Source organism: Companilactobacillus sp. y65-5, from assembly GCF_057541095.1.
Map to the genome: position 1 here is coordinate 99,840 of NZ_BAAJOA010000009.1, position 17,927 is coordinate 117,766.

Annotated in this window: 13 protein-coding genes; all 13 read left to right on the forward strand. The window is 38.7% G+C overall.

Annotation, left to right across the window (positions count from 1 at the left end; genetic code table 11):
* The first annotated feature begins 44 nt into the window (after positions 1 to 44).
* The 13 genes from AC27FM_RS12350 (at position 45) to alaS (ending at position 17,902) form a co-directional block, all read left to right on the forward strand.
* Positions 45 to 851: a TIGR00282 family metallophosphoesterase gene (locus tag AC27FM_RS12350; RefSeq protein WP_487088753.1), complete on the forward strand. Its 807-nt coding sequence runs from the start codon at positions 45 to 47 to the stop codon at positions 849 to 851.
* 25 nt (positions 852 to 876) lie between these two features.
* Positions 877 to 3,510 carry a DNA mismatch repair protein MutS gene (gene mutS / locus AC27FM_RS12355; protein WP_487088755.1) on the forward strand — a complete coding sequence of 878 codons (2,634 nt, stop codon included), beginning with the start codon at positions 877 to 879 and terminating at the stop codon, positions 3,508 to 3,510.
* A 23-nt stretch (positions 3,511 to 3,533) separates the two neighbouring features.
* Positions 3,534 to 5,480 carry a DNA mismatch repair endonuclease MutL gene (mutL, locus tag AC27FM_RS12360; RefSeq protein WP_487088757.1) on the forward strand — a complete coding sequence of 649 codons (1,947 nt, stop codon included), beginning with the start codon at positions 3,534 to 3,536 and terminating at the stop codon, positions 5,478 to 5,480.
* Between the two features lie 2 nt (positions 5,481 to 5,482).
* On the forward strand, positions 5,483 to 6,073 hold the full coding sequence (ruvA, locus tag AC27FM_RS12365) for a Holliday junction branch migration protein RuvA (RefSeq protein WP_487088759.1): 591 nt from the start codon (positions 5,483 to 5,485) through the stop codon (positions 6,071 to 6,073).
* Between the two features lie 15 nt (positions 6,074 to 6,088).
* Positions 6,089 to 7,108, forward strand: coding sequence for a Holliday junction branch migration DNA helicase RuvB (ruvB, locus tag AC27FM_RS12370; RefSeq protein WP_487088761.1), 1,020 nt, complete (start codon positions 6,089 to 6,091; stop codon positions 7,106 to 7,108).
* Between the two features lie 43 nt (positions 7,109 to 7,151).
* Positions 7,152 to 8,186, forward strand: coding sequence for a tRNA preQ1(34) S-adenosylmethionine ribosyltransferase-isomerase QueA (queA, locus tag AC27FM_RS12375; protein ID WP_487088762.1), 1,035 nt, complete (start codon positions 7,152 to 7,154; stop codon positions 8,184 to 8,186).
* 18 nt (positions 8,187 to 8,204) lie between these two features.
* The gene (tgt, locus tag AC27FM_RS12380; RefSeq protein ID WP_487088764.1) at positions 8,205 to 9,347 is read left to right on the forward strand and encodes a tRNA guanosine(34) transglycosylase Tgt; all 1,143 of its coding nucleotides are present in this window, start codon (positions 8,205 to 8,207) and stop codon (positions 9,345 to 9,347) included.
* Between the two features lie 91 nt (positions 9,348 to 9,438).
* On the forward strand, positions 9,439 to 9,966 hold the full coding sequence (gene yajC / locus AC27FM_RS12385) for a preprotein translocase subunit YajC (protein WP_487088765.1): 528 nt from the start codon (positions 9,439 to 9,441) through the stop codon (positions 9,964 to 9,966).
* A 179-nt stretch (positions 9,967 to 10,145) separates the two neighbouring features.
* Positions 10,146 to 11,588, forward strand: coding sequence for a glucose-6-phosphate dehydrogenase (gene zwf / locus AC27FM_RS12390; protein WP_487088767.1), 1,443 nt, complete (start codon positions 10,146 to 10,148; stop codon positions 11,586 to 11,588).
* Between the two features lie 63 nt (positions 11,589 to 11,651).
* Positions 11,652 to 12,737 (forward strand): DNA polymerase IV, encoded by a 1,086-nt coding sequence (gene dinB, locus AC27FM_RS12395; protein WP_487088831.1) that lies wholly within the window; start codon positions 11,652 to 11,654, stop codon positions 12,735 to 12,737.
* Entirely contained in the window at positions 12,734 to 13,690 is a 957-nt protein-coding gene (locus AC27FM_RS12400) for a DHH family phosphoesterase (protein ID WP_487088769.1), read from the forward strand. The genes dinB and AC27FM_RS12400 overlap by 4 nt, the downstream gene beginning before the upstream one ends.
* The gene (locus AC27FM_RS12405) at positions 13,691 to 15,031 is read left to right on the forward strand and encodes a DEAD/DEAH box helicase (RefSeq protein WP_487088771.1); all 1,341 of its coding nucleotides are present in this window, start codon (positions 13,691 to 13,693) and stop codon (positions 15,029 to 15,031) included.
* A gap of 234 nt (positions 15,032 to 15,265) precedes the next feature.
* A complete protein-coding gene (alaS, locus tag AC27FM_RS12410; protein ID WP_487088773.1) occupies positions 15,266 to 17,902 on the forward strand; it encodes an alanine--tRNA ligase in 2,637 nt (878 codons plus the stop codon).
* Positions 17,903 to 17,927 lie beyond the last annotated feature (25 nt).

Sequence of the window (17,927 nt, forward strand, 5' to 3'; positions counted from 1 at the left end):
ATATTGATACAATATCATAGGTAAAGATGGGGGAATTTTAGATAATGAAAATACTTTTCGTTGGAGATGTTGTTGGCAATGTTGGTCTCAAGACTATTGAAAATTATTTGCCAAAGATTAAGCAGAAGGTTAAACCACAGTTGACCATCGTTAATGGTGAGAACGCCAATGGTGGTAAAGGTATCAAAGTTGACGACTATCAAAGGATTCAAGTTGCTGGAGCTGATGTCGTTACTGGTGGTAATCATATTTGGGATAAACGAGAAGTGTTAGATTTTATAGATGATCCTAAGAAGAATATTTTGCGTCCGTTTAACTTTTCGGGAGATAACGTCCCCGGACGTGGAATAATTGAAAAAAAAGTCAATCAAAAGAAAGTCTATATCATCAATATGCAAGGTACGGCCTTGATGCAGCCATTAGATAATCCTTTCTTAGCATTTGATAAGCTCTTACCAACTCTCGATCAAGATGCAGTCAAATTCGTTGATTTTCACGCTGAAACCACTAGTGAAAAAATCGCTGTCGCCAAGTATTTGACCGGTAGGGTGGCTGCTGTGATCGGTACACACACCCATGTTCAGACTAATGACGCACGAGTCTTTAATAAGCAGACGGCATACTTAACTGACGTCGGGATGACGGGTTCATATGATGGGATCTTGGGAGTAAAAGATGAACCGATAATTACACGTTTTCTCACGCAACGACCTACAAAATTCGATGTGGATGAAGATGGACGGATGCAGATCGGTTTTTGTGTGATCGACGTAAATGATCAAACAAATTATGCACGCAGTATCAAAAATTACGTAATAAGTCCTGATAATCAGAGCTTTTTAACATTCTAAATTAATAATCAAGTGGAGGGAATTTATGCCACAAAAAACTAAAGAGACACCAATGATGCAGCAATATCTGGATATGAAAGAAGAATATCCAGATGCTTTTTTGTTATACCGTGTTGGTGACTTCTATGAGATGTTCTATGACGATGCAATTAAGGGTTCGCAAATCCTTGAATTGACATTGACTTCGAGAAACAAAAAAGCCGATGAGGATATTCCAATGTGTGGCGTTCCTCATCATGCTATCCAAGGATATATTGATACACTTGTGGATAAAGGCTATAAAGTCGCTATTTGTGATCAATTAGAGGATCCAAAATTAGCACAAGGGATGGTCAAACGAGGAATTACTCGAGTAGTAACTCCCGGTACGATCATGGATGAATCAGCCAATCAAGCGACCGATAATAATTATATTACTGCCATCAATCGTCAAAATAACCGTTTCGGTCTAGCGTATGCTGACTTATCGACAGGTGAGGTGAAAGTAACATCAGTCGATAGTTCAATGGACTTGATCAATGAATTACAAAACTTAAACACCAAAGAGACGGTCGTTGACAGTAGTTTTCCACAGAAGTATTTAGACCCAATCAAAAAAATCGGTGTTTTGGTTTCTACTATCAGTAAGCTAGATGATAATTTTGCATTTGATTACAGTCATGTGACTGAAGATCTACAAGTCAGTACGGTAAAAACGCTGATCAGTTATTTGATCGAAACCCAAATGCGTTCGTTAGACCATTTGAAGGCTGCTGAAACATATAAGACAACTGCTTATTTAGCTATGGATCATACAGCTCAGAGCAATTTAGAGCTGTTCAAGAATCTGCGTACGAATAAAAAATCTGGAACTTTACTGTGGTTATTGGATGAGACTAAGACAGCTATGGGTGGACGTTTATTGAAGCAGTGGTTAGCAAGACCATTGCTCAATCAAGTTGAATTAGAAAAACGTCAACACATTGTGCAAGTATTCCTCGACAACTATTTTCAACGTTCCTCATTTCAAGATTATTTAACTAAAGTCTATGACTTGGAACGTTTGGCAGGTCGTGTGGCATACGGAACCGTCAATGGTCGAGACTTGATTCAGTTAAAGACCTCACTTGAGCAAGTACCAAAAATAAAACAAATCCTACTCGACATAGGAGACTATGACCTAGATGCTTATATTGAACAGATCGACGATGTCAATGATGTCCGTAAGTTGATTGATGAAGCAATCGTAGATGAACCACCGATATCCACGACCAATGGTGGTTTGATAAAGGAAGGTTACAATCAGCAGCTGGATAAGTATACTGATGCATCGAAGAATGGAAAAAAATGGATAGCCGAATTACGTGCTCAGGAACAAGAAGTAACTGGCATCAGTAATTTGAAGATTGGTTACAACAAAGTTTTTGGCTATTACATTGAAGTGACTAAGTCTAATATCGACAAAGTCCCAGAAGGACGCTATCAAAGAAAACAGACTCTGACTAACGCTGAAAGATATATCACGCCAGAACTAAAAGAAAAAGAAACGTTGATTTTAGAGGCTGAAGACAAATCTCAAGCCCTAGAACATCAATTGTTCGCTGATATTAGAAAAGCTGTTAAGGAACAAATTAGGCGGCTTCAAGCTTTAGCAAATGTTTTGTCACAGCTCGACGTCTTGCAGAGCTTCGCGGTAGTTAGCGAAACCTACCATTATGTTGTGCCTAGTTTTGTTGACGGTCATCAGTTAAAAATAGTCAATGGACGTCATCCGGTTGTGGAAAAAGTCTTGAGCAATAATAGTTATATCCCGAACGATGTCAATTTTGACAATGATACCGATATCCTGTTGATAACTGGACCTAACATGTCGGGTAAGAGTACTTACATGCGTCAGATGGCACTGACAGTTATCATGGCACAGATTGGATGTTTTGTCCCAGCTGAGTCAGCTGAGATGCCACTCTTTGATCACATTTTTACGAGGATCGGAGCAGCTGATGATTTGATATCTGGTGACAGTACCTTTATGGTAGAAATGCGTGAAGCTAATGATGCTTTGAAGAATGCAACCAAAAACAGCCTGATAATTTTCGATGAAATTGGACGTGGAACGGCAACCTATGATGGGATGGCGTTAGCTCAGGCTATCATCGAATATATTGATAAGAACGTTCAAGCTATGACGATGTTCTCAACTCATTACCATGAATTGACAGAGTTAGAAGGTCAACTTCCCGGCGTCAAAAATGTCCACGTTGATGCATCAGAAGAGAACGGTACGTTAGTATTTTTGCACAAGGTTTTACCCGGTCCTGCGGATAAGTCATATGGTATTCATGTAGCAAAATTGGCTGGATTACCGGATGAAGTTTTGAGCAGAGCTGATACGATTTTGAGTAGTCTAGAAGATACTGCACCTAAGGGTATCAAGGTAGATGCAGTGCCAGTCGAAAAATCAGAACCAAAAGTAGTAGAGACTGTGAAAGATTCTGATATGATCAGCGAACCGACTGACGCTCAACTGTCACTCTTCCCTGAATTAGACACTAAGCCAAAGGCTAAGCTGAATAAGGGTGAGAAAAAAGTGATGGATGAATTACAAAGTCAAGATTTGATGAGTGTTACGCCGATCGATGCTATTAACTTGTTGTATAAGTGGCAGAAAGAACTTAAATAATATTAAAAAAGAAGGTGGAAAAGTTGGGGTTGATTCATGAATTACCAGTTGAATTGAGTAATCAAATCGCAGCAGGTGAAGTTATTGAGAGACCGGCATCAGTGGTTAAGGAATTAGTTGAGAATTCAATTGATGCACACGCTACACAGGTTTTGATAACTGTTCAACAAGCTGGACTGAAGTCGATTGAAGTAAATGATAATGGCGCGGGAATTGCAGACGACGATGTTGAATTAGCATTTCAACCTCATACGACTAGTAAGATTTCTACCGATCATGATCTGTTTAATATTAAAACTTTGGGATTTCGTGGTGAGGCCTTAGCAAGTATCGCCTCGGTTTCGAGACTAACAGTAGTTACTAGTACTGATGGCAAGTCGGCTATCCGAGCTGAATTTGCCGGGAATACTTTGCTAAACAAAGAAACACATGCGCGCTCCGTTGGAACCACGATTACGGTTGAAGATTTGTTTTTTAATACTCCCGCACGACTCAAGTATGTAAAATCACTTCATACGGAATTGAATAAAATAGTCGATATCGTTGACCGCTTGGCAATGGGACATCCGGAAATATCCTTCAGACTGATCCATGATGGCAAAGACTTAGTGTGGACTTCTGGGAATGATAATTTGCAACAAACGATTGCAGGTATCTATGGGAGAACAATTGCTGGACACATGATGGAATTTGAAAATTCTGATGAGGATTATACAATAAAGGGTTACTTCTCAAAACCCGATACGACTCGTTCCAACCGTTCGTATATTTCCTTGATCTTAAATGGTCGATATATCAGAAATTATCAATTAGCTAATTCTGTAATCAAGGGCTATGGCTCCAAGTTAATGGTCGCTAGATTTCCGATTGCCGTGGTCGATATCGGACTGGATCCTAGTCTGGTGGACATCAATGTGCATCCCACAAAACAAGAAGTCCGTCTGACGAATGAGGGTCATATTGCTGACCTGATAAGTGAAGGTATTAAAAATAAGTTATCCACACAAAACTTGATACCAGACGCAGTCAAAAACTTGAATCGAAAAACAACTGTGGATCAAAAGCCAAAAATCAGTTATAAATCAGAACAGATAAGTTTTGATGATCTGGCTGTCATGGACAAGATCAGCGAACCACTGCCAACTAAATTACCGACCAAAAGAGAAACTGCAGTTTCGGCAGAAAAAGAGAGTGGAGAGCCAACATTTCCACAAGTGGAAAAAACACACGATCAACTGTTAGGTACGCCGATATTCAATGACCCTGAACATCTCAAATCTTGGGATGAGCGGATGAAACAAGAAAAAGAAATAAAAGTGATATCTGCCGATAAAAATGATAATCCACCAGTTAATAATTCTGACTTCCCTGATTTAAGATACATCGGTCAGATCCACGGAACTTATTTAGTTGCCGAAAGTCCGGACGGCTTTTATTTGATCGATCAACACGCGGCTCAAGAGCGTGTGAATTATGAGTATTATCGTAAAGAAATAGGAAAGGTCTCGAATGATCAACAACGATTATTAGTTCCGATTGTTTTGGATTATCCTAATTCAGAAAGTATCCTGATTCGTGCAAAAAAAGATATACTTGAGAGTATTGGTTTGTATTTGGAAGACTTCGGTCAAAACAGTTTCGTAGTCAATACGCATCCAACGTGGTTCGTCGCTGGTCAGGAGGAGTCAACTATTCGCGAGATGGTCGACTATGTCTTGAATGATTCGAAGATAAGCGTGGCCGCATTTAGAGAAAAAAATGCTATCATGATGAGTTGCAAACGTGCCATCAAAGCTAACCATCATTTGGATGAAGTACAAGCAATATCGCTCTTGAAGAATTTGACCAAAGCTGAGAATCCTTACAATTGTCCACATGGACGTCCAGTATTGGTGGAATTCAGTAACAAAGATCTTGAAAAAATGTTCAAGCGCATTCAAGATCCTCATGACACTAGAGAAAGTGAATAATTATGTTTGAATACTTAAATGGAGTAATTACTTATATAGATCCAACTTATGTAGTTGTCGATGTTGATGGGGTAGGATATAAGGTCCAAGTCGCAAATCCATACCGTTATCAACAAGGCGAGAAGGCTAAGGTTTACGTGGAGCAAATCGTTCGTGATAATGAACAATCGTTATATGGATTTTATGATGTCAATGAAAAACGAATTTTTCTACATCTTATCAGCGTATCTGGTATCGGACCAAAGAGTGCACTAGCGATTTTAGCTGGCCAAGACTTAAATGGATTGATCTCAGCTATTGAAAATAATGACGTCAAGTTCTTGACTAGGTTCCCTAAGATCGGCAAAAAGACTGCTCAACAGATCATCTTGGATCTGGGTGGTAAAATGTCTGCCCAAGGTCAAATGGTACTCGGTGAATCACCAACTCCATTAAGCTCAGCCAGTCAAGAATTAGAAGACGGGATGTTAGCATTAGAGTCATTGGGCTATACAGTCCGCGATATTTCACGTATCAAACCAAAACTTCAAAAAGAAAACTTAGATTCAGCCGACGCTTATCTACGTGCTGGACTTAAATTACTAACGAAATAATGAGGAGGTTAGTCAATGGAAAATGATAATGATCGCTTAACTGATGCCGATGCTTTGGATGAAGCGGAAGATATGGCTGAACAAACTATACGCCCGAAAACATTTGACCAGTATTTAGGTCAAGAAAAAGCAAAACGTGAGCTAGAAGTTTATATCAAAGCGGCTAAACAACGCCAACAAACGTTGGATCACGTTTTGTTATATGGACCTCCTGGGCTTGGTAAAACAACTTTAGCGATGATCATTGCTAATGAAATGGGCGTTAACATTCACACTACAACAGGGCCCTCGATCGAGAAGTCTGGTGATTTAGTCGCTGTTTTGGATGAGCTAGAGCCGGGTGACGTCTTGTTTATCGATGAAATTCACCGCATGCCTAGAGCCGTCGAAGAAGTATTGTATTCAGCTATGGAAGATTTTTATATTGATATTATCGTTGGACAGGGAACGGAATCTCGTTCACTTCATCATGAACTAGTACCATATACATTGATCGGAGCAACTACTACTTCTGGTAAATTATCTGCACCACTGCGTGACAGATTTGGAATAGATATTCATATGGAATATTATTCTGAAGAGGAATTGTCACGTATCGTTTTCAGAACCGCTGGTGTATTAAATATCAATGTTGACGAAGAAGGCGCACATGAAATTGCTCGGAGATCACGTGGCACACCGAGAATTGCGAACAGATTATTGAAGCGAGTTCGTGATTTTGCACAAGTTGCTGGCAAAAATATGATAGACTATGATATTGCTGAATCAGCACTTAATCAACTCCAAGTTGACGATGCTGGCTTGGATCGTTTGGACCGCCGTATTTTGTCGATGATGATCGAACTATATGGTGGTGGCCCCCTTGGTATCAAGGTGATCGCTGCTAATATTGGAGAAGATCAAGAAACAATTGAGTCAGTTTATGAACCATACTTGATGCAAAAAGGATTTTTGAAACGGACGGCTAGAGGTCGAATCGTGACCAAAAAAGGCTATGAGCATCTAGGATATCCATATCCTGAAGACAAGTCATAGCCTAGTGTAATTACCGCGTAAGGAAGAAAAGAGAGAATAAAGAATGACATTAACAACCGAAGATTTTGATTATAATTTACCAGAAGAACTGATTGCTCAAACACCGATCAAGGACCGTGACCACTCACGTTTGTTAGTTTTAGATCATGAAACGGGAGAGTATCAGGATAAACATTTTTACGATATCTTGGATTATTTGAATCCTGGGGATGCACTAGTGATGAATAATTCACGTGTTTTGCCCGCTCGTCTTTATGGTACTAAAGAAGATACAGATGGACATGAAGAAGTTTTATTATTGAATAATACCGAAGGTGACAAATGGGAAGTATTGATGAAACCCGCTCGCCGTGCCAAGGTCGGAACGAAAGTTCAATTTGGTGATGGACAGCTTGAGGCTACTGTTGTTGAGGAATTAGAACATGGTGGTAAAATCATCGAATTTCATTATGATGGTATTTTCTTAGAGATTTTGGAAAAATTAGGTGAAATGCCTCTTCCACCATATATCAAAGAAAAACTAGATGATCCAGATCGTTATCAAACAGTATATGCCAAAGAAAATGGTTCTGCTGCAGCCCCAACGGCTGGATTGCATTGGACTAAAGACCTCCTGAAAAAGGTTCAAGATAAAGGGGTCAAGTTAGTCTATTTGACACTCCATGTAGGTCTAGGAACATTTAGACCTGTAACAGAAACAGACATCAGTAAGCACATTATGCACTCAGAATTTTATCGACTTGATGAAGAATCAGCGCAAACGTTGAATGATGTTCGTAAAAATGGCGGTAAGATCGTTGCCACGGGAACAACTTCTATCCGTACGCTAGAAACGATCGGAACTAAGTTCGATGGTGAAATCAAAGCTGATAGCGGTTGGACAGATATATTTATAAAACCGGGCTACGAATGGAAGGTTGTTGATGAATTCATTACTAACTTTCATTTACCTAAGTCGACACTAGTCATGCTAGTTGCCGCATTTACTGGTAGAGAAAATATTTTGAACGCCTATGAACATGCTATCGAAGAGAAGTATCGTTTCTTCTCATTTGGCGATGCGATGTTTATCAAGTAGGAAATAAAAGGAGAATATATGGAACCGGCTGTTAAATATACTTTAATCAAAAAAGAAAAACATACTGGTGCAAGATTAGGAAAATTAGAAACACCACACGGTACTTTCGAAACACCAATGTTCATGCCAGTTGGAACAGAAGCATCCGTTAAGAACATGGCACCCGAAGATTTGGAAAAAATTGGTGCTAGCATTGTCTTAGCCAACACATATCACTTATGGCTCCGTCCCGGTGAGGATATCGTCAAAGAAGCAGGTGGCTTGCATAAGTTCATGAACTGGGACAAAGGTATCTTAACTGATTCTGGTGGCTTTCAAGTTTTCTCGCTAGCCAACACTCGTGATATTACTGAGGCTGGGGTTCATTTTAGGAATCATCTAAATGGACGTCGTGAGTTTTTGTCACCAGAAAAGGCGATCAAGATCGAGAATTATTTAGGACCAGACATCATGATGAGTTTAGATGAATGTCCACCATTCTTTGAAAGTTACGACTACATCAAGTCTTCAGTTGAACGTACGAGTAGATGGGCTGAACGTGGCTTAAAAGCACATCGTAATCCTGATTGGCAGGCACTATTCGGTATCGTTCAAGGTGCAGGTTTTGAAGATCTTCGTAAGCAAAGTGCAGCGGACTTAACGAGCATGGACTTCCCAGGTTATTCGATCGGTGGCTTGTCCGTTGGTGAGTCTAAGGAAGAAATGAACCATGTTCTAGACTTCACGACACCATTACTACCAGAGAATAAGCCAAGATATTTAATGGGTGTTGGTTCAACCGACGCTCTAATTGATGGTGTAATCCGTGGAATCGACATGTTTGACTGTGTCCTCCCAACTAGAATTGCCAGAAATGGTACATGTATGACTACAAAGGGACGTTTGGTTATCAAGAATGCCAAGTACGCACGTGATTTTCGTCCGCTAGATGAGAACTGCGATTGTTATGTTTGTCGCAATTACAGTAGAGCTTATATTCGTCATTTAATAAATGCTAACGAATTATTCGGGACTCACTTAACTAGTTATCATAACCTTTATTATTTACTAAACTTAATGAAGGGTGTACGTCAGGCAATCCGTGATGATAATTTATTAGAATTTAGAGAGCATGTTTTCGAAGAATATGGCTTAAATAAAGAAAATGCCCGTAATTTCTAATATTATTTTTAATTAAAAGCCAATGTATGTGGTTAGACCTTTAATTTTTTGATACCATATACTTATGTAAACAATTTAAGAGGTGGAAAATTTGAGTTATTTAACATTAGGCGCTGCAGCAGGTGGTTCATCATCAACTGTCTTCATAGTATTTATTATTATTATGTTTGTGGGTATGTATTTCATTTCAATTCGTCCACAAAAGAAACAACAACAAAAACGTCAGGAAATGCTACATAAAATGGATAAGGGTGACAAGGTTGTCACACTTGGTGGTATTAAGGGTACAATTGCATCTATTGACCGTGACAACAAAGAAGTTGTTGTTGACTGTGATGGTATTTACTTAACATTCGATCTTAACTTTATTCGTAAAGCTACTTCTAGCGATAAGGTTAAGGAATCAGACAATAAGAACAAGTCCGAAGCTAAGGAAGAATCAAAAGAGGCAAGCAAGCCAGAAGATAAGGCTGATGATGCTTCTAGTGAAGATAAATCAGAAGAAAAATCTGATGAAGCAAAGACTGATGAAACAGAAAAAATTGAAGAAGCTAAAACAGATGACAAGGCAGAAGCATCTGACGAAGCTGAATCAAAAGATACACCAGAAGAAAAATAGTTTTTTTGAGATTGGAATTTTAAATTTCAATCTTTTTTCTTGCCTTAAAGTATACTCTAAGGTTTATTATGGGTTTCGAGATAAAATAGAGTTTTAAAAGACAATATTACAGATGTTTAATTATACATGTTGTAAAATATAATTAATGACGTTATCTAAAATCTAAAGGGGTTTGGAAAATGGCAACAGAAAAATCGGCAATTTTTATTATATTTGGAGGTTCTGGTGATCTTGCTCACAGAAAACTTTACCCAGCATTGTATCGTATTTATAAGGCGGGAATGTTAAAAGATCACTTTGCGGTAATTGGAACTGCACGTCGCCCATGGAGTGACGAATATTTTCGCGGCACAGTGATGAAATCTTTAAAAGATATCGATGATGATACTCAAGAGATGGAGGCATTTGCTCAGCATTTTTATTATCAATCTCATAACGTCAATGATTCAGAACATTACATTGCTCTGAAGGAATTGGCAGCTAAGCTGGATGATAAGTTCGATGCAGGTCACAATCGAGTTTATTACATGGCAATCGCGCCCAGATTCTTCGGCACAGTGGCAGAGCACATTAAGTCAGAAGGATTGAAGACTGAAGATGGCTACAATCGTTTGGTTATCGAGAAGCCATTTGGTCGTGACCTTGAAAGTGCTACTGAATTGAACAACTCGCTATCTAGAGTATTCTCTGAGGACGAAGTATATCGAATCGATCATTATTTAGGCAAAAAAATGATTCAAGAAATACCAAATATTCGTTTGAAGAATCCTAAGTTTGAAGAGGCATTGAATAACAAGTATGTTTCAAATATTCAAGTTACCCTAGGCGAGTCCTTGGGGGTTGAAGATCGTGGTGGATATTACGAGACTTCGGGAGCATTGAGGGATATGCTCCAAAATCATATTATGCAAATAATCGGAACTATAGCGATGGACAAGCCTGAAGAGATGAGTGCTGAAGGAGTCCACAGTGTCAAAACCGATTTGTTTGCTAGTATGAAGCAACTACAACCTGAAGACGTTGATAAAGAATTTGTCCGTGGACAATACGATACTGATCGTTTAGGCCAACAAAAAGCCTATCGTGATGAAGATAATGTCGACGAAAATTCTAATATCGAAACATACGCAGCCGGTAAAATTGAGTTTGCAGATGATCGTTGGGATGGAACTCCATTTTATGTTCGTTCCGGCAAACGCATGCCAGCTAAATCTTCTCGAATCGATATAGTATTTAATGAAAAAATAGCAGATTTAGGTATCAATCCTAATACGACAGTTAGTTTCTTGATTGAGCCAGAACAAGGTCACAGTATCTTAGTTAATGGCATCGATTATTTAGAATCAAATCAAAAATTGATCAATTTCCCAGAGGAAAAAGCCTACTTTGATAATGCTCGTGAAGCTTATGAAAGTTTGATTATTGATATATTAGCAGGGGATCATGTTCACTTTACTTTGTGGGATGAACTTCAAAGTACTTGGAAGTTTATCGATACTGTTAGGGAACGATGGGACGATACACAACCTGATTTCCCTAATTACTTAAGTAATACGATGGGTCCAGAAGCTGCTGATACGTTACTTGAACGTGACGGGAATTCTTGGGTTTGGGACGAATAAATAGGACGGTCTGACACTATCGGATTTTTAAAAATACCAATTAGAATAGAAGAAAATAGAAAAATCATCCATGTCGACATGGATGCTTTTTTCGCTTCTGTGGAGGAACGAGAGCATCCGCAATATAAGAAAAAATGCTTGATAGTCGCACCTGATCCCCGTAAGAACCATCATCACGGTGTCGTTACAACAGCTAATTACAATGCTAGAAAGTATGGCGCTCATTCGGCAATGCCAGCACAACAAGCGATCGATTTGATTCCCAAAGAAAAACTGATCGTTGTGCCTCCTAATTTTGAGTTATACCGCGAGACTTCTAATTATATCCACAATATTTTTGGGGAAATAACTGACAACTACCAGTCAGTGGCGCTAGATGAGGCTTATCTGGATGTCACTGAAAACAAGTTGAACGAGCCGAATACTCTAAAGATTGCCAATTATATTCAACAACGGATCGTTAGAGAGACTAAGTTAACTTGTTCGGTAGGTATCTCATACAATAAATTTTTGGCAAAAATGGCCTCAGACTATCGTAAACCCTTTGGGAGAACTATAATATTAGGGCAGTACGCTGAAGACTTCTTGAAACCAATACCAGTAGAAAAATTCAACGGTATTGGCAAGGCCATGCAAAAGAAACTGCATGATATGAATATTTATACTGGTGAAGATTTACAAAATCTAGATCAAGATATCTTCATCAATACTTTTGGAAAAATGGGATATGTCATGTTTCGCAGAGTTCATGGTATTGATGACTCACCTGTTGACGGACATCGGGCTCGTAAATCAATTGGACGCGAAAGAACCTACAATCAGAACTTGGTATTAAACGAACAAGTTCATAAAGAATTGAACTATCTGGCTGAAATGGTCAGTAAGGATTTGAAAAAACGTCGACAACATGGTAAGACTGTCGTTTTAAAATTGCGTAATTCTGATTTTGAAACAGTCACCAAACGTATGACATTCCAAGATTATGTGCAAGACAAAGAGGAAATATATCGTATTGCTAAGGAGATTTATGATAAATTAGACATAAGTGATCAAAAGATCAGATTGCTTGGTATTACTGTTACGAACCTAGATCCCTTATCTTATGAAGAAGTTTCTTTAGACTTATCTATTACGGAGGAAGACCAATGAACAACTTTTCAGATATTATAGACACAATAAAAAAATATGATAAGATCGTTATTTTACGCCATCAAAATCCTGACCCTGATGCCTTGGGATCTCAAACAGGATTAGCATTAGCGCTACGCCAAGCCTATCCAGATAAAAAAATCTTGATAGGTGGTCATGATGCTGCGGGATTAAAGTGGCTCTCGACTATGGATCAAGTAACTGACGACGACTTCAAAGGTGCATTAGTTATTACCGTGGATACAGCTAATACACCACGAGTTGATGATGATCGCTTCAATGACGGTGATTTCTTGATCAAGATCGACCATCATCCCAATGATGAGGCATACGGTGATCAACTCTATGTCAATACGGAAGCTAGTTCGAGCGCAGAAATCATTGCTGATCTGATAGCTTCAACTGATGAGTTGACATTAACTAAATCCGTTGCATATTATTTATATGCTGGTATAGTAGGTGATACTGGTCGCTTTATGTATCCTGCTACTACGGAACATACGATGAATGTTTCTGGTGATTTCATTGGTCTAGGTATCGATTTCTCAGGGATCAACCAAAGCATGAATGAAATAACCTTAGCACAGGCTAAGTTACAAGGTGAATTGTTTAATAATTTGAACATTGATGAATCAGGAGCTGCATTAGCAATAATAGATTTGGAGCTAATGAAGAAACTAGGCATTAATCAAGAGAAGGCAAACTCGGTCGTTTCAACTCCGGGTCGCTTACACGAAGTAACATCATGGTTAGAAGCTGTTCAAAAAGATGATGGTACGTTTAGAATTCATTTACGTTCACAAGGTCCGGTTATCAATGGATTGGCTAAGGAGCACGACGGTGGTGGACATCCATTAGCAAGTGGAGCTAACGCCAAGGACTTGGATGAAGTAAACCAAATGTTTAAGGAATTGATTGAAATCGTCAAAGATTTCAAATTGAAAGGTGAATAGATGACTAAATTTTCACAGTATAATTTTAATGATGCGATCAACAAGTCGCTTAAGGAGATTAATTTTGATGAACCTACTCCGGTTCAAGAAGCAGTAATCTCTCTTGTTAATAAGAAGAAAGATATTATTGTTCAATCAGAAACAGGTTCGGGTAAGACACATGCGTTTTTGTTACCTATCTTGAATGCAATTACAAAAGGCCAAACGGTTCAGGCTCTAATCGCTACTCCTAGTAGAGAATTAGCCTACCAAATATACGAAGATACACAAGCGATTCTTAAGAACTATCCTGAAGAATACAATGCCTTCATCTATGTTGGTGGTGCTGATCGTGAGCGTCAAAAGCGCAAGTTGGAAGCACATCAACCTCAAATCGCTATCGGAACTCCCGGTAGATTATGGGATATGATCCGTGAGAATGACTTACATGTTGAGGATGTTCAACGTTTTGTTGTTGACGAAGCAGATATGACTTTGGACATGGGCTTCCTAGATGATATTGACCATATTGCAAGTAAGATGCCCGAAAATCACGAAATGATGGTGTTCTCAGCCACTATCCCGCAAAAGCTCGAACCTTTCTTGAAGAAGTACATGAAGGGTCCACAAAGAATTGAAATCAAAAATTCTAATGTTATAGCTAAGAACGTTGACAACTGGTTGATGTTTGCTCATGGCCGTGACAAAAAAGAATTCATATATCAATTGATGACTTTAGGATCTCCATATTTGGCGTTGATTTTTGCAAACACTAAAAAGTCAGTTGATGAAATTTATAACTATCTAAAATCTAAGGGCTTAAAAGTTGCAAGGATTCACGGTGGATTAACACCTCGTGAAAGAAAACGTGTTATGAAGCAAATTGAGAATATGGAATTTCAATTTGTAGTTGCAACAGACTTGGCTGCTCGTGGAATCGATATTAGTGGTATATCGCATGTTATCAATGCTGAGATTCCTGATGATTTGGACTTCTTCATACATCGTGTTGGTAGAACTGGCCGCAATAAGATGTCAGGTATCGCCATCACACTGTACAATCCTGGTGAAGAGAATAAAATTGCTGAATTGGAACATATGGGTATCAAATTCTCACCTAAAGACTTGAAGAATGGTGAGATCGTAGAAGCATATGATCGTGATCGTCGTACACAACGTCATGCTACTCAAGAAAAACTTGATACCAAGTTAGTTGGATTCGTTAAAAAACAAAAGACTAAGAAAAAGCCTGGATATAAGAAAAAGATTAGACAAGCTATTTCAACAGACAAGCGTCAAAAGAACCGAATTAAGAATCGTCAAGCTATGAAAGCTCAAAGAGATAAACGTCGCGGTAGTTAGTAGTTGACTTTTTTTACATCGGTAGTTAATATTTTTATTGGATATGTCTAACTGTCATTACCATCAGAGAGGGCTAATCGGTGTGAATGCCTAGGCGATTGATCGTTAGATGCTGCCAATTAAAATGTAAATAATAACTGTTGAGAGGCTAACGAAAATCGTTGCAAACAAGGTGGTACCGCGCAGTAGCGTCCTTGATTATGCAACGATTTTCTATTTTTAAGGGGAGTTTAGATGAAAAATTTATCAAGTGCTGAAATCAGAAAAATGTTTTTGGATTTCTTTCAAACAAAAGGTCACACGATTGAACCTAGTGCATCATTAGTACCAGTTAATGATCCTACATTATTATGGGTCAATTCAGGTGTTGCTACACTGAAGAAGTATTTTGATGGTACGGTGATCCCTAAGAATCCACGTATTACTAATGCTCAAAAATGTATTCGTACGAATGATATCGAAAATGTCGGTAAGACTGCTCGTCACCAAACATTCTTTGAAATGCTTGGTAACTTTTCTGTTGGTGATTACTTCAAAAAAGAAGCAATTCCTTGGGCATTGGAATTTCTAACAAGTCCTGATTGGTTGGATATGGATAAAGATCTGATTTATATCACTACTTATCCTAAGGATACTGAGACTCAAAAACTTTGGGCTGAAGCTGGGATTGCTTCAGATCATATTTTCAAAGTTGAAGATAATTTCTGGGACATTGGTGAAGGTCCTTGTGGTCCTGATTCAGAGATTTTTTATGACCGTGGTCAAAGCTTCAATAATCTTGAAGAAGACGATCCTGAGAATTATCCTGGTGGAGAAAACGAACGATATCTTGAAGTTTGGAATATTGTTTTCTCAGAATTGAATCACCTACCAAGCGGTAAGTATGTCGAACAACCACATAAAAACATTGATACGGGTATGGGATTAGAACGTCTCGTTTCTATTGTTCAAGGAACAAAAACTAACTTCGAAACCGACTTGTTCAAGCCAATCATCGATCATGTGGAGACACTTAGTGATGGTCGTAAGTACGGCATAAGTAAGGAAGATGATATCTCGTTCAAGATCATCGCAGATCATGTCAGAACTGTTTCTTTCGCTGTCGGTGATGGAGCACTGCCTTCAAATGAAGGCCGAGGTTATGTTATCAGACGTCTGATCAGACGTGCGGTTCTCAATGGTAAAAAGCTCGGTATCGATGGGCCTTTCTTATACAAATTGGTACCAATCGTTGGTCGTATTATGGAAAGTTACTACCCAGAAGTTAGTCAACAAAAAGAATTCATTGCTAAGACGATCGAGTTGGAAGAGAAGCGTTTTTCTGAAACACTAAATGATGGTTTATCATTATTGAATGGTATAATTGATTCTCTTCGTAAAAATAATGAAAAAATCATTGATGGCGCTGACGCATTTAAACTGTATGATACTTATGGTTTCCCACTGGAAATGACACGTGAGTACGCTCATGATGAAGGTCTTGAAGTGGATGAGGATGGCTTCAAGGTTAATATGGAAGAGCAAAAGCAACGTGCCCGTTCGGCCCGTGGAAACTTACAATCGATGGGTATGCAAGATGAAACCTTGATGGAAATCAAAACGCCAAGTGAATTTGTTGGTTATGATAATAATGAAATCAAGGCAACATTGAAGAACATAATTGTGAATGATTCTGAAGTTGAATCAGTTAATGAAGGTCAAGCACAGTTGGTCTTTGATGAGACACCTTTCTATGCTGAAATGGGTGGACAGGTCGCTGATATCGGTGGTATCTATGATGTCAATGGTAATCACGTTGCAGAAGTTACGGATGTTCAACATGCACCAAACGGTCAAAATATACATATCGTCACAGTTTCAAGTGAATTGAATACGAATGAAGAATATGAATTGAAGATCGACGGTGATTTCCGTGAGAAAGTACGTCATAATCACACAGCTACTCACTTGTTGGATCAAGCCTTACGTGATGTAGTCGGTCCAAGGACTCATCAAGCTGGTTCATTAGTTGAACCGGGATATTTAAGATTTGATTTTAATAGTAATGCAGCATTGACAAGTGCCCAAATCAGTCAATTAGAAAAAATCGTCAATAATAAGATTTGGGATGCAATTCCTGTCGAAACAGAAGTATTACCGATCGAAGAAGCTAAGAAGAAGGGTGCAATCGCCTTGTTCAGTGAGAAATACGGCGATGTAGTTCGTGTCGTAGAGATCGATGACTTCTCAACTGAATTTTGTGGTGGAACACATGCACGTAATACTTCAGAATTAGGATTATTCAAGATCACTTCAGAATCAGCTATTGGCTCAGGTATTCGTAGAGTTGAAGCTGTTACTGGCGAAGAAGCATTTGAATACCTAAGCGATCAATTGCAATTATTACAAGAAACAGCTAAGAACATGAAAGTTAATCAACTAAAAGATGTACCTGCTCGTGCAACTCAATTAGTTGAGGAAAACAAGACGTTGAATCGTGATAATCAAAACTTGAAGCTAAAGCTTACAAGTCAAAAATCATCAGAAGTATTCAACAAAGTCGAAGATATCAATGGCTTCAAGGTGATTTCGAATGCAATCTCAGCTGATATGGCATCTTTGAGACAACTTGCTGATAAGTGGAAAAATGATAATAGCTCTGACATCTTAGTGTTAGGCGGAAGTGCTGATCAAAAAGCTAGTCTTGTAGTTGCCGTTAATAAAGATGCTCAAGCTCGTGGTGTCAAGGCTGGGGATGTTATCAAGAAGATTGCAAAAGAGATCCAAGGTGGCGGCGGAGGTCGTCCTGATATGGCCCAAGCTGGTGGTAAAAATCCTGCTGGTCTTACAAATGCATTACAATTAGCCCAAGATGTTATTAAATCTTATTAAAGTGGGCTATAATTGTAATGAAACT

Excerpts from the sequence above, each read along its gene's own strand:
- mutS (WP_487088755.1), top strand. The coding sequence starts at position 877 with ATGCCACAAAAAACTAAAGAGACACCAATGATGCAGCAATATCTGGAT.
- AC27FM_RS12350 (WP_487088753.1), top strand. The coding sequence starts at position 45 with ATGAAAATACTTTTCGTTGGAGATGTTGTTGGCAATGTTGGTCTCAAG.
- ruvB (WP_487088761.1), top strand. The coding sequence starts at position 6,089 with ATGGAAAATGATAATGATCGCTTAACTGATGCCGATGCTTTGGATGAA.
- zwf (WP_487088767.1), top strand. The coding sequence starts at position 10,146 with ATGGCAACAGAAAAATCGGCAATTTTTATTATATTTGGAGGTTCTGGT.
- AC27FM_RS12400 (WP_487088769.1), top strand. The coding sequence starts at position 12,734 with ATGAACAACTTTTCAGATATTATAGACACAATAAAAAAATATGATAAG.
- AC27FM_RS12405 (WP_487088771.1), top strand. The coding sequence starts at position 13,691 with ATGACTAAATTTTCACAGTATAATTTTAATGATGCGATCAACAAGTCG.
- alaS (WP_487088773.1), top strand. The coding sequence starts at position 15,266 with ATGAAAAATTTATCAAGTGCTGAAATCAGAAAAATGTTTTTGGATTTC.
- tgt (WP_487088764.1), top strand. The coding sequence starts at position 8,205 with ATGGAACCGGCTGTTAAATATACTTTAATCAAAAAAGAAAAACATACT.
- ruvA (WP_487088759.1), top strand. The coding sequence starts at position 5,483 with ATGTTTGAATACTTAAATGGAGTAATTACTTATATAGATCCAACTTAT.
- queA (WP_487088762.1), top strand. The coding sequence starts at position 7,152 with ATGACATTAACAACCGAAGATTTTGATTATAATTTACCAGAAGAACTG.